Here is a 12,849-nt window from a genome sequence, read left to right as displayed (position 1 = left end):
CGCGTCGTCGCGTACCAGCGGTGAAGGTCTCCGGCGGAACCTACCCGCCGGACGTCAGGGCTGTCCCGTCGATCACGCAACGGGGTCCCGCCGATGCTAACCAGCGGCGTAACCCCCGGTAAGTTGCCACCCATGACCGACGTGACCTCCGCCGCCGCCGCGACCCGGCTGCGACGTTCCCCGCTGCACGAGCGGCACACCGCCGCCGGCGCCAAGTTCGCCCCCTTCGGGGGCTGGGAGATGCCGCTGGAGTACGCCGGCGGCGGGGTGCTCAAGGAGCACACGGCGGTGCGGACGGCGGTGGGGGTCTTCGACGTGTCGCACCTGGGCAAGGTCCGGGTGACCGGTCCCGGAGCGGCCGAGTTCGTCAACTCGTGCCTCAGCAACGACCTGGGCCGCATCGGGCCGGGCCGCGCCCAGTACACGCTGTGCTGCGACGACGCCACCGGCGGCGTGGTGGACGACATCATCGCCTACCTGTACGCCGACGACCACGTCTTCCTCATCCCGAACGCCGCGAACACCACCGAGGTTGTACGCCGGTTGCGCGCCGCCGCGCCGGAGCGGATCACCGTCACCGACGAGCACGAGGCGTACGCGGTGCTGGCCGTGCAGGGCCCCCGCTCCGCCGACCTGCTCGCCGCCCTCGACCTGCCCACCGAGCACGGCTACATGAGCTTCGACGCCGCCAGCCTCGCCGCCGTGGAGCTGACCGTCTGCCGTACCGGCTACACCGGCGAGCTGGGCTACGAGCTGGTGGTGCCGGCGGAGCAGGCGGTGACCGTGTGGGACGCGCTCTTCGCCGCCGGCGAGGCGTTCGAGCTGCGCGCCTGCGGCCTCGCCGCCCGGGACACGTTGCGCACCGAGATGGGGTACCCGCTGCACGGGCAGGACCTCTCGTTGGACATCACCCCGGTGCAGGCCCGCTCCGGTTGGGCCGTCGGCTGGGACAAGCCGGCGTTCTGGGGCCGTGACGCGCTGCGTGCCGAGAAGGCCGCCGGCCCTCGTCGTACGCTGCGTGGCCTGGTGGCCGTCGACCGCGCCATCCCGCGCCCCGGGATGACCCTGCACGTCGGCGACCAGCAGGTCGGCGTGGTGACGAGCGGCACCTTCAGCCCCACCAGGAAGCAGGGCATCGCCCTGGCCCTGGTCGACACGGACGCCAACCTCCCCGAAGGCGCCGAGGTCGAGATCGACATCCGCGGCCGCCGCGCCCCCCTGACCGTAACCAAACCCCCCTTCGTAACCCCCTCAACCCACTAACCCCCACCCCCACCCCACCGCGCTGCACGAGCCCCACCCGCACTCGTTGATCAAGAGGTTCGCGTCAAAATCCCGCCGGAAAATGACGCGAATCTCTTGATCAACGAGGTCGAGCGGGGGTGGGGGTGGGGGTGGGTGGGGTGGGTGGGCAGGGGGGTGGGGTTAGGGGGTTGGGGTGGGGGGTTCGCCGGAGTCCAGGACGGCTTGGGTCCAGCCTCCTTCGATGACCCCGGTCGCGTCCAGGACCGCCCAGTCGACGACGTCGGTGGACTCCACGACCACCGGGGCGCCGATCCGGACGCTCTCGTCGGTGTTCGCGTCGCTGGCGCTGACGCCGACGATCCGCTCCGGGGTCTCCCACGAGGTGACGCCCGCCCAGACGTACTCCGGGCCGTCGTCGCCCGGCAGGCCGTACTTGACGACGAGCTGCGACTCGGTCGGCAGCCGGCCGGCGACGAAGCGGGCCCGCGCGTCGCCCAGCGCGGCGCGGGCGGTGGCCACCGCACGGCTCATGGCGTCACCGGAGCGGGCGTAGCGCACGTCCGGCTGGATGCCGGAGAACAGGGTCGCGCAGGCGGCGGCGTAGTAGCGACCGTCCGGGCCGGGGTGCCCGGCCGGTGGGCGCAGGCTCAGGAACGAGTCGGCCTCCGGGTCGGTCGCCGGGTCCAGCTCGAGGCGCAGCAGCACCGGGGCGGTCGCGCCGTGCTGCTCCGGGTTGCCGTACGCGACGGCGATGTCGTGCCCGGTGACCGTGGCGAGCACCGGTAGCTGCACGAAGGCGGGCACCTCCGCGCCGTTGAGGCCGTCGGTCCAGTCCCGCAGCAGCCGACGGGCCGCGCCGGTCATCACCGCGCCCCAGGCGCGGGTGAGGTGGTCGGGCACCCCCTGGGTCTGCAATTCCAGCAGCCCGAAGCGACGCAGCCCCTTCGTGGTGAACCACAACCCCTCGGCGTCCGACGAGTACGGCACCAGCACCCAGTCGACGAGCCGGATCCGGCCCTGCTCGTCGGGGAGGGAACGCAGCGCGGTCGCCGGGTCGAGGAACTGGAGGCCGAAGACGTCCACCACGTCGCCGTCGACGGACTCGGCGACCGCCGCCGCCACCGCCCGAGCCGCCCACTCGTGTGCCGGCGGCCAACCGGGTCGGTACTCGGCCTGCACCACCACCAGGTGCGTCGCCGCCGCCAGCCGGGCCAACTGTTCCGGCGTGGCGCCGAACGCGGTGAGCAGATCCGGCGGAAGCGCGGGGAACTCGGCGATCGGCCGGGTGTCCACGCTCATCAGCGGGCTGTCCAGCATCTGGGTGGCGAGCCCGTGCACCGGTTCGGCCAGCCGCCCGGCCAGTGACGCCACCGCCGTCTTCGCGCTGACCTTCGGCAGCCCCGCCATCGGCACCAGGTAGGTCGCGCTGAGCGACTCCGGCACCGGTACGGGCAGGAAGTCGTCCGTGATGAGCATGTGGGTTCCCCCGGTGGCCGTGCCGGTGCTGTCGAGCCGAACGCTACCCGGCCGCGCGCGCCGGCTTCAGCCGGACAGCACCACACCCAGGTAGACCAGCGTGGTGACCACCTCGACGGTCGCGCCGAGCACGTCGCCGGTGATCCCGCCGAGCCGGCGTACCACGTGGGTCAGCAGCGCCCCGGCGACGGCCAGCGCGGCGACGACGGCGAGTGGCCCCTGCCACGGGCGGCCCGGCACCGCGGGCGCCGCCAGCAGCACGACGGCGACCGCGCCCGCGGTCAGGGCCGCCGGGCCGACCGTGCCGGCCACCAGCGCGCCCAGGCCGTCCGGCCGGGCGGCGGGCACACCCCGCCGGCATGCCACCGTGACGCCCAGTCGGCCGGCCGCCGTCGCCGCGACCACCGCCGCGAGGCACGCCGGCCACGACCGCCCGGCCAGGTCGGCGAGCGCCGCGGCCTGCACCAGGAGTACGACCACCAGCGCCACGACACCGAACGGTCCGACGTCCGGCTTCTTCATGATCTCCAGCGCGGCGGCGCCCCGGCGGTACGAGCCGAGCGCGTCCACCGTGTCGGCCAGCCCGTCCAGGTGCAGCCCCCGGGTGAGCAGGGCGGCGACCCCCACCGTCACGCCCGCCGCGACCAGCGGGGGTGCGAGCAGGCCGGCCAGGAGCAGGACACCCCCCAGGAGTACGCCGAGCAGCGCGCCGACGGCCGGGGCGAGCGCCATCGCCGTACCCGCCACCGGGCGGTCGATCCGTCCGGCGCGTACCGGCAGCGTGCTGAAGGTGGTGACGGCGAGCCGGACGCCCGCGACGAACCGCGACTCAGCCGGCACGCCAGCCCGACGCCGGCTGCTCGTCGCCGCCCGTGCGGGTGGGGCCCGGCCCGGCCGGCTCCGGCTCGACGAACTCCGGGTCGGTGTAGTCGGGCCCGGTGTAGGCCGGCTCGTCGTCGGCGTAGTCGGGCTCCGGCTCGTCGGTGCCGTCCGGGTCGGCGTCGCCGCCGAGCGACGGATGGACCGGCAGGGCGGCGGCCAGAGCCAGCACCGAGCGCAGCATCGGCAGCGCGACCAGGGCGTTCGCGCCCTCGCCGAGGTCCAGGCGGAGGTCGAGCAGGGGGTGAGGCCGAGCACGTCGGCCGCCAGCCGCACCGCGGGGTGCTGGCCGTGGTCGGCCAGCAGGCACCAGTGCCGGGCCTGCCCGGCCAGGTCGCGGCTGATCATCCCGGCCGCCAGGCCGACCGGCCCGTCCAGCAGCACCGGCACCCGGCGGGCGGTCGCGCCCAGCAGCACGCCGGTGGCCACCGCCACGTCGCCGCCACCCAACTCGGCCAGCACGTCCTTGGCGGAGCGCGGCGAGCGGCGGGTGCGGTGCAGGGCGTCCCGCACGGCGGCGCAGCGGACCATCCAGGCCGCGTCGTCGATCTCACCGGAATCGGTGATCACCCGACCCAGCACCGACGGCGGTTCCGCGCCCGCGGTGGCCGCCAGCACGGCCGCCGCCGCCGCTTCGGTGCCGGCGCCGCAGGCGCCCAGGACCAGCAGTTGTACGCCCGCGTCGGCCGCCTGCTCGGCCAGCCGCCAGCCGTAGCGCAGCGCCGACTCGACCTGCTCGCCGGCCAGCGCCGGCTGGGTCTCCATCGGGGCGGCGGCCGGCGTGTCCACGACCTGGAGGCTCGCGCCGGCCTCGGCGGCCAGCCGGGCCAGCGCGCCCCGGCCGGCGCGGGCCTGCGCGGCGCGGCGTGCCGACTCGCCGGCGACGGTGCCGGCGGACGCGCCGCCCGCGTGGTCGCCGTTGAGCAGCAGCACCCGTACCGAACCCCAGGCGGACGGGGTCGACGTGCCCTGCGTGGCGGCCGCGAAGCCGACCACCCGGTCCAGGACGCCCAGCCCGGCGCCCGGCACGTCGAGGCTGGCCAGCCGGTCCACCGCCTGCGGGCCCGCGTACTCGTCGGGCATCGGCAGCTCCATGCCCGGCTGGATGACCAGTCCGGTGGCCACCATCGGCAGCGCCATCGTCGGCGCGGCCCAGGGGTTGCCGGGCTCCTGGTTCGGCGCGACCGGCGGGGTGTGGGTCAGCACCTCGGGGAGCTGCACCTCGGGCGTGGGCTCGGTGTCACCCAGGCTGGGAGTGGCCGGGCCCGGGGTGCCCAGCTCGCTGGCGACGGCGTGCCTCCCGGTCGCGGCCACCGGCGTGGACGGCGCCGAGGTGACGACCGCTGCCGGCTTCAACCAGGCGGGCTGGCCGGCGAGCACCAGCACCACGGCGTCGCAGGCGTCCGCGACCGCGCGGTTCGCCGCGCCGAGCGCGTCGGCGAACGCCCGCCCCAGCGGGGTCGTCGGCACCAGCGACAGTCCCACCTCGGGGCTGACCAGCACCACCCGTGCCGTGCAGGCCCGGATCGCCTCGGCCAGCTCGGCGATCGTGGCCACGTCGTCGGCGGGCTGGTGCTCCGGGTCGAGCAGCACGGTCACCCAGCCGCCCAGGTCGTCGACGAGCAGCGTCTCGTTCGGCTCGGCGGACGCGAGCACGTCCGCCAGCCGACGCGGCTCCCCGGCGGTCTCCTCGGTGGTCCAGCTACCCGGGCGTCGGGCGCGGTGCGTCGCCAGGCGGGTGGCCCACTCGGTGTCCTCCGGGTCGCCCTCGGGCGCGGTGGCGACGTAGCGGACCACCGGCGCGTCGGCGACCAGGGACTCGGCGAACTCGGACTTGCCGGACCGGATGCCGCCGAGCACCAGGACCGTGTTCCACCCGTCAACGGACATGCCCGTACCTTAAGGCCGCCCGGGGTCGCTCTGCCTGCCGGCCCGGCGCTCGCGCGACGGGTGAGGGGCCGTCGCGCGTCGGGCCGACTACGCTGGCGGGGGTTCGTCCCACCGGGACTTCAGCGGCGAGGGGAGACGCGGCATGGCGTGGAGCTGGCGGTACGAGGGCACGGACGGCCAGACGGTCGAGGGACCGGCGGAGTCGTTCGGCAGCCAGGCCGACGCCGAATCCTGGATCGGTCAGACCTGGCGTGAACTCGCGGCGTCCGGCGTCACCTCGGTCGCGCTCGTGGAGGACGACCGGGTGGAGTACCGGATGAGCCTGCTGCCCACGGCCGAGTGATGGCGTACGACCGGCCGGGCGACAAGCTGGTGCTCGGCGTGCCCAGCGCGGCGTTCCGGCCCAGCCCGGTCTTCCTCGGCCTGGTCGCGCTCTTCGTGGCCAGCGGGGCGCTGGCCTGGAACGGCTACGGCAGCGTCCGCTTCGACGTGTTCCTGTTCGTGGTCTCCGGCTGGCTGGTGTCGCTGTGCCTGCACGAGTACGCCCACGCGGTCGTCGCCTACCGGGCCGGTGACCGGGACATCGCCCACCGTGGCTACCTGACGCTCAACCCGTTCAAGTACACCCACCCGCTGCTGTCGATCGTGCTGCCGGTGGTGGTGGTGCTGCTCGGCGGCATCGGCCTGCCCGGCGGCGCGGTGTGGGTGGACCGGCACGCCATACCGGGGCGGCTGCGGCACACCCTGGTGAGCCTCGCCGGCCCGGCGACAAACGTGCTGTTCACGTTGCTGCTGGTGCTCGCGGTACGACTCGGCGCGACCTCGGGCGGCCCGGTCGAGTTCTGGGCCGGGGTGGCGCTGCTGGCGTTCCTGCAACTCACCGCGAGCGTGCTCAACCTGCTGCCGGTGCCCGGCCTGGACGGCGGCAACATGATCCAGCCGTGGCTGAATCCACAGTGGCGCAGGATGTACGACCTGTTCGCCCCGTACGGCTTCATCCTGCTCTTCGCGCTGCTGTGGAACCCGCGCATCGGCGGCTGGTTCTTCGACGCGGTCTTCGCGGTCGGTGACCTGCTCGGCCTGCCGTCCTGGCTGTACGCCACCGGGCTCGACCTGATCCGTTTCTGGCAGAGCTGAGCTGTCCGGCCCGGCCCGAGGCGGCTGAGCTGACCCGGCCCGTGCGGCTGACCGGTCCGGTCGGCGCGAACCTGTCGCGCCGACCGGACCGGACCCACGTCAGGGCCGCTGTGCGGGAGACTCGGTCTTCGCCGCGTCTCGCTCCACGACCGGTTCGACGATGTCGTCGATGGCCTTGAGCAGCTCGGCGTCGAGCGTGACCCCGGCCGCCTTCACGTTGTCGTGCACCTGCTCGGGGCGGGACGCGCCGATGATCGCCGACGAGACGTTCGGGTTCTGCAGCACCCACGCCACGGCGAGCTGGGCCATGCTCAGCCCGGCCTGCTCGGCGAGCGGCTTGAGCTGCTGCACCCGGGTGAGCACGTCGTCGTTCATGAACCGGGCGATGAAGTTCGCGCCCGACTTCTCGTCCGTGGCGCGGGAGCCGGCGGGCGGCGGCTGCCCCGGCAGGTACTTGCCGGAGAGCACACCCTGCGCCATCGGCGACCAGACGATCTGACCGATGCCCAGCTCCTCGCTGGCCGGTACGACCTCGGCCTCGATGACCCGCCACAGCATCGAGTACTGGGGTTGGTTGGAGACCAGCGGAACGTGCAGCTCCCGGGCGAGCGGGTGGGCGGCGCGCAGCTGCTCGGCGGTCCACTCGGAGACGCCGATGTAGTGGGCCTTGCCGGAGTGCACGACGTCGGCGAACGCCTCCATCGTCTCCTCCAGCGGCGTGCTGTAGTCGTACCGGTGGGCCTGGTAGAGGTCCACGTAGTCGGTACGCAGCCGGCGCAGCGAGCCGTTGATCGACTCCATGATGTGCTTGCGGGACAGGCCACGGTCGTTGCGACCCGGCCCGGTCGGCCAGTAGACCTTGGTGAAGATCTCCAGGCCCTCGCGACGCTCGCTCTCCAGCGCCCGGCCGAGCACGTCCTCGGCCCGGGTGCCGGCGTACACGTCGGCGGTGTCGAAGGTGGTGATCCCCGCGTCGAGGGCGGCCCGCACACACGCGAACGCCGCGTCCTCCTCGACCTGAGAACCGTGGGTGATCCAGTTGCCGTACGAGATCTCGCTGACCATCAGGCCGGAACGGCCCAGGTGTCGGAATTCCATGTCCCGACCCTAACTCCGGTGGATCACGATCGCCGAGTGGCGGCTCAGAGCACGGGATTGGCGTCGGTCAACAGTCGGTCGATCTCCTCCAGCACCGCCCCGCGATCGGGATGCACCAGGTCGATCAGTGACGCGCCACGACGGTCCAGCGCGCCCCACCGACCGCCGCCGCTGACGAGGAACGCCACCGGGTGGATGACCACCACCGGGTACGACGGTGGCACCAGCACCGTGCCTGTGCGATCCACCACACCGCGCCGGCCGGCCACGTCGAAGACCGCGAGACCCTCCTCGGTGAAGCCGTCGACCGGCCCCGCGTCGGTCAACTCGGTGACGAAGGCGTGGTAGCGGGTCGGCACCACGATCCGTCCGGTCCGGTCGACCGCCCCCCAGCCCTCGCGCTTCACCGGGGCCAGTCCGCGGCGGAACGGTCGTACGTCGGCGAAGTTCGGCGGGACCTGCACCGCGCCCGTCGGGTCGATCGCCGTCCACCCGCCGTCGGTGACCACCCAGGCCAGACCGTCACTGAACGGACGCACCGCCCGGTACGACGGCGGGATCACCGTCGTACCCAACATGTTGATCAGCGACCACCGGTCGGTGTCCGGCCGCCGGACCCAGGCGAGCCCGTCGTGGAACGGCTGCGCCTCCGCGTACCGGGCGGGAACGGCAACGTTCCCGGCCTGGTCGGTGTAACCCCACAGCGGCCCGTCGCGGTCCGGCTGCGGGGGCCGGTCACGGTCGAGCACCTCGTCCCGACCCCGGGGGTACGGCCCGAAGCCGTCCGCCGCTCGCACGGTGACCGCGTCGAGGGCCACCCGCACCCGGTCCAGCAGTTCGGCGTCGGCCGCGCCGCGCAGATCGAGCGCCCGCTCGAAGTGGTGGCAGGCCTCCATCAGGCGGCCCTGGTCGTAACAACAGCGTCCGGCGTGCTCGTGCAGGGCGGCGCGCAACCGGTCGGGCAGCTCGACCGAGTTGGCCTCGGTGAAGAGCTGGTCGGCCTCGGCGAAGTCACCCCGCCACCGCAGCACGTGCGCCAGCCGCGCCTGCGCGAGCGCGGTCCGGCGCAGCTCACCGGTGGCCTCCGCGTACGTGAGGGCGAGGCGTCCGTCGGCCAACGCGTCGTCGAGGTCGCCGAGGATCCGCGAGGCCACCGCCCGGAGGCTGAGCAGCCGCGCGCGGGCCCGGTTGTCGATGGCCGTACCCAACTTCTCGGTCAGCCGCCGCCGGATGGCCCGCATGCCGTCCGGCTCGGTCAGCTCCTCGCGCAGGGTCACCGGGTCCAGCCGCCAGCGGTAGGCGGCCAGGACCTGCTCCGGGTCGCCCTCGTCGGACAGCGACGGACGCACCGGCCCGGTCGCCGTGCCCGGCGGCGCCGACACGGGCGCGTCCGCCTCGGACGGGTCACGCGGCCCGGGAATGACGACGGCCGGTACGGCAGACACGGCTTCTGCGGAGGCGGTTTCTGCGGAGGCGATCTCTGCGGGGGCGGCTTCTGCGGGGGCGATCTCTGCGGGGGCGGCTTCTGCGGTGACGGGTGGCGCGGGAGGGGTCGGGGACGCCGCTGGCGGCCCGGAGGCGGGCTCGGGGGCGACCGGCGTGGTAACCGGTTCGGTGGCGACGGGTGGCGCGGGCACGGGTTCCGCCGCAGCCGGTGGCGGGGGAGGGGGCTCGGGGGCGGCCGGTGCTGTGGTGGGTTCGGGGGCGGCGGGTGGTCCGGAGACGGGCTTGACGACGGCGGGCGGCGCGAAGGCTGGTTCGGGCGCGGGCGACGCGTAGGTGGGTTCCGGTGCGACATCGGATGTGGAGGGTGCCGTGGTGGCGCCCGCCACCATGCCGTCCGCCGTGCCCTCTGCCGTGCTCTCCGGCACGGGAACGGGTTCAGGCGCGGCGGCGGGTGGTGCGGAAGTGGGCGCCGCAAAGGCGGTCGTGGGTGTGGCCGGCGGTGCCGACACGGGCGTGGCCGGTGGTGCCGACACGGGTGTGGCCGGTGGTGCCGACACGGGTGTGGCCGGTGTGCTTGCCGCGACGGAGTCCGCGTCGACGGGCCACTTCGTTGCGGGCTCGGGTGTCGTGCGATCCGCCTCGGTCGACGGCGCGGGCTCCGCGTCGGTGCCCGGCGTGGCGGTCGACGGGTCTGCGGCGTTCGGCCCGCGCGACGACGACGGCCGGTCCGACGATTCCCGGCCGGCGGCACCGTCGACGGGCGGCGTGCTTCTGCGGGCGGCCACCTCGTCGGGGTCGTCCGCGGTGGACTCGCTCTGCCACTCCGACGGCTCGCCGGAGACCGGGCGGCGATCCCTGGCGGCTGCGCCGTCGGTCGTCAGCGGCTCGCGGCTGCTGGTGTCGCCCAGGTCGTCCGACCAGGCGGGCGGCGCGACCGCAGTGGACTCCGCCGCCGGACCGGACACGGGGTCCATCCCGGTCGGGGTCGGCTCGGCAGCGGGCGTCGCGTCGTCGACCAGCTCGCCGGACCAGGATGGACGCCCGGCGTCGACCGGCCCGATCGGCGGCGCGGAGACGGGCCGCGCGGCGGCGGGCGGCGCGGAGACCGGCGGCGCGGAGACCGGGAGCGCGGAGACCGACGCCGCGACGGCCTCGCCAGCGTCGGGTCGCTGGTCGGTGGCCGGGCGGTCGACCAGCGGTTCGGTCGACGCGATCGTGCCGTGCGGGTCCCCGGTCCCGGGTGGTGGCCCTGCCGGTACGTCGACGAGGGCCCGGTCCTCGGCCGTGGCGGCGGCCGTCGACGCCTTGTCGGTCGTCGGCGGCACGTCCTGATCGGGCTCCACCGGTTGGGTGCCTGGGCTGAACCAGGCATCGGGCCCCCGCACCGGTGCCGCCGCCGGCTCCGGGGTAACTGGCGCGGACGTCTCGGTGGGCGTCGGAGGCACGTAGCGACGCGGCACCCCCGGGGCGACCGGGAGTGACGGCTCGGCGTCGGGTGCGGAGGACCTCGGCGTCGCTGGGGTGGCGGGCGGTTCCGGTCGCCGCCAGGTCGGTGGCGGCGCGACCGGCGGGCGGCTGTCCGGGCCGGGGTAACGCGGCGCGGTGGTGGGCCGGGCGTCCGCGGTCGGCGCGGCTTCGGTGGGTCGCTGCTCGGGCCGGGGCGGCGACGCCGACTGTTCGTCCGCCGACGGGGGTTCCACCGGGGCGGGCAGGAACTCCACCCGGAGCCGCGCGGCCGGTGGACCGGAGATCGGAGCGTCCACAGCCGGCGAGACCGGCAGGCCCGACACCGGCCGGTCGTACTCCGGCCGGTTGTACTCCGGCCGGCCGGACGAGGTGGGCGGTCGCCGTTCGTGGTCGGCGGGCGCGGGGGAGACGGGCGTCGCCGACAGCGGTTCCTCCCACCCGGCGGCGGGCGAGACAGGCCGGTCCCGCCCGCGAGCGGCGGGGGACACAGGTGCGTCCCGTCCGGGGGCGGCGGGGGAGACGGGTGCGTCCCGTCCGGGGGCGGCGGGGGACACGGGCCGGTCCGACGGCAGCCGGTCGGTGCCGGGCGCGGCCGGGGAGACGGGTGTGGGCGGGACCGGGGTGGCCCGACTGTAGGTGGGTGACGCGCTCGCGGCGGGGCGGACCGGCCGCTCGTCGTACCGGCCAGGCTCCGTCGCTGGCCGTGCGGGGGCGGTCGGCGGCCGCGACCCCACACGCGGCTCGGTGTCGCGGTACGGCTCGGGCCGGTAGCCCGGCTCCCGGGTACGGTCCGGATGCACCGGGCCGGGCGCCGGCCAGGGCAGGCCGCCACCCGAGCGGGGCTCGCGGTAGGCCTCGTCGCGGCGGGTCTCTTCGCGGTACGGCTCCGGTCGGGCCGTCTCGCGCGGACGACGGTCCGGGTACGCCTCGGCGCGCGCTGCCGCCTCGCGGGGTTGCTGGCGGTGCGGTTCGACGTCGGGACGGCGGCGGTCGTCGTCGCGGCGGGGCTGCTGCTGCGGCGCGTCCGTTTCGGGGCGGCGTCGCCGTCCGCCCTCGGAGGTCTGGGGCGGCCCGTACATCTCGTCCGGGCGGCGCTGCCACTCGCCGGACCCGCCGGGGCCAGCCTCCACCCGGGACCGCTCGTCGGCACCGCCGCGCTCCGGCCGGCGGGCGTCGTCGGGCCGGCGCTCCGCACGGCGGACCTCGTCGTCCGGCCAGCGATCCGACCGGCGGGCTTCGTCGGGGCGACGGTCGGGCTGGCCGTCGGCCCGGTAGCGGTTGCGGCTGTCGATGGGCGCCCACTGGCCGGCGCCTTCGGCGGCCCAGCCGTCAGTCGGGCGGCTCTCGGGGTTCCGGGTCGGCCGGACGCCGTACCCGTCGCCGGGCTGCCGGTCGTGGGCGGCGGCCGGCCGCTCCGACGTGCCGCGTCGGCGCGGTGGCTCGTCGGGTTCGGACACCCATCCCGAGTCACCACGGGGGGCCGGGGAGTAGGGCCCGGGGGAGACCGGCGGTGACGTCGGGTACGCCCGGTCCCGGTCGGTCGGCTCGGGTCGGTGTCGGCGGTTGTCGTACCCATCGGAAGCGGGCTGCTCGCGGTGCCACGCGGCCTCCCGGCCGGGTGCCCGGTCGTCGCCGGGGCGTCGGTCGGACCAGGCGGTACGGCGGTCCGACTCGGGCGAGCGGCGCTCCTCGCGCCGGGGCGGCTCGGGGAGCGGCCGGCGGTACGGCTCATGGTCGTAGTACGCGGGCTCGGAGCGGCCGTGTCGCGACGAGTCGGGCGTCCGCTCGTCGCCGCGCGGCCAGCCGTAGGACTGGTCCGGCTCGTCGTCCGTCCGCCACCGGCCCTCGGGTTCGGCCGGAGGTTCGTCGGCCCAGGAGCGGCCGAGGTAGGTGCCGTCCGGGCGGGTCGGCGCGAGCGGGGGGACCTCGGCACGACCCACCGCGCTCGCCCGACCGCGCGGGGGCGGGGACTGGTGGGTGGCGCCGATGTCACCGGGGTAGCGCTGGCCGGGGAACTGGGGTTGCCATTCGGTGGTCGGTTCGACCACCCAGGACGGTTCGTTGGGATCCCGCCACCGGTCGGTGTACCGGCCGTTCATCCGTCGAGCCCGTCGCCACACCCGACCGTTCGGCCGCTCCCCGTCGACGGTGAGGTGGCGCTCCTGTCCCGCTGGCCGTTGGGCGTCCGGTCGCCGCCTGCCACGCTCCGGT

General features: G+C 75.4%; 7 protein-coding genes and 1 pseudogene. 3 read left to right on the top strand and 5 right to left on the bottom strand.

Annotated elements, in window-relative coordinates:
- Nucleotides 1-132 precede the first annotated feature (132 nt).
- On the top strand, nt 133-1,263 hold the full coding sequence (gene gcvT / locus ACQP03_RS25720) for a glycine cleavage system aminomethyltransferase GcvT (RefSeq protein WP_357126675.1): 1,131 nt from the start codon (nt 133-135) through the stop codon (nt 1,261-1,263).
- A 162-nt stretch (nt 1,264-1,425) separates the two neighbouring features.
- Here gcvT and ACQP03_RS25715 read toward each other — a convergent pair whose 3' ends face one another.
- From ACQP03_RS25715 to ACQP03_RS25705, 3 genes and pseudogenes are all read right to left on the bottom strand, one after another.
- A complete protein-coding gene (locus ACQP03_RS25715; protein ID WP_357170645.1) occupies nt 1,426-2,721 on the bottom strand; it encodes a DUF2314 domain-containing protein in 1,296 nt (431 codons plus the stop codon).
- Nucleotides 2,722-2,787: 66 nt separating this feature from the next.
- Complete coding sequence (locus ACQP03_RS25710) at nt 2,788-3,561, bottom strand: adenosylcobinamide-GDP ribazoletransferase (RefSeq protein ID WP_433458794.1); 774 nt, start codon at nt 3,559-3,561, stop codon at nt 2,788-2,790.
- Nucleotides 3,551-5,490 (bottom strand): annotated as a pseudogene (locus tag ACQP03_RS25705) (bifunctional adenosylcobinamide kinase/adenosylcobinamide-phosphate guanylyltransferase). Before ACQP03_RS25705 ends, ACQP03_RS25710 begins: the two are co-directional and overlap by 11 nt.
- A 142-nt stretch (nt 5,491-5,632) precedes the next feature.
- Between ACQP03_RS25705 and ACQP03_RS25700 the strand changes: the two are divergent.
- On the top strand, nt 5,633-5,833 hold the full coding sequence (locus ACQP03_RS25700) for a hypothetical protein (protein ID WP_030337978.1): 201 nt from the start codon (nt 5,633-5,635) through the stop codon (nt 5,831-5,833).
- Complete coding sequence (locus ACQP03_RS25695) at nt 5,833-6,627, top strand: site-2 protease family protein (RefSeq protein WP_357126687.1); 795 nt, start codon at nt 5,833-5,835, stop codon at nt 6,625-6,627. Before ACQP03_RS25700 ends, ACQP03_RS25695 begins: the two co-directional genes overlap by 1 nt.
- Nucleotides 6,628-6,726: 99 nt before the next feature.
- Here the strand turns inward: ACQP03_RS25695 and ACQP03_RS25690 are convergent, their stop codons facing one another.
- Complete coding sequence (locus ACQP03_RS25690; protein WP_357126690.1) at nt 6,727-7,725, bottom strand: aldo/keto reductase family protein; 999 nt, start codon at nt 7,723-7,725, stop codon at nt 6,727-6,729.
- Between the two features lie 44 nt (nt 7,726-7,769).
- Nucleotides 7,770-12,737, bottom strand: a complete 4,968-nt coding sequence (locus tag ACQP03_RS25685; protein WP_433458791.1) for a WG repeat-containing protein — start codon at nt 12,735-12,737, stop codon at nt 7,770-7,772.
- Between the last annotated feature and the right edge of the window lie 112 nt (nt 12,738-12,849).

The organism is Micromonospora sp. CA-248212 (assembly GCF_050948405.1).
GTDB lineage: Bacteria > Actinomycetota > Actinomycetes > Mycobacteriales > Micromonosporaceae > Micromonospora.
Note: the sequence above shows the minus strand (reverse complement) of the source record. Positions and strands in the feature narration are given on the sequence as shown.

Coding starts and splice junctions, on each gene's coding strand:
- gcvT (WP_357126675.1), top strand. CDS start 133: ATGACCGACGTGACCTCCGCCGCCGCCGCGACCCGGCTGCGACGTTCC.
- ACQP03_RS25690 (WP_357126690.1), bottom strand. CDS start 7,725: ATGGAATTCCGACACCTGGGCCGTTCCGGCCTGATGGTCAGCGAGATC.
- ACQP03_RS25695 (WP_357126687.1), top strand. CDS start 5,833: ATGGCGTACGACCGGCCGGGCGACAAGCTGGTGCTCGGCGTGCCCAGC.
- ACQP03_RS25715 (WP_357170645.1), bottom strand. CDS start 2,721: ATGCTCATCACGGACGACTTCCTGCCCGTACCGGTGCCGGAGTCGCTC.
- ACQP03_RS25685 (WP_433458791.1), bottom strand. CDS start 12,737: ATGAACGGCCGGTACACCGACCGGTGGCGGGATCCCAACGAACCGTCC.
- ACQP03_RS25700 (WP_030337978.1), top strand. CDS start 5,633: ATGGCGTGGAGCTGGCGGTACGAGGGCACGGACGGCCAGACGGTCGAG.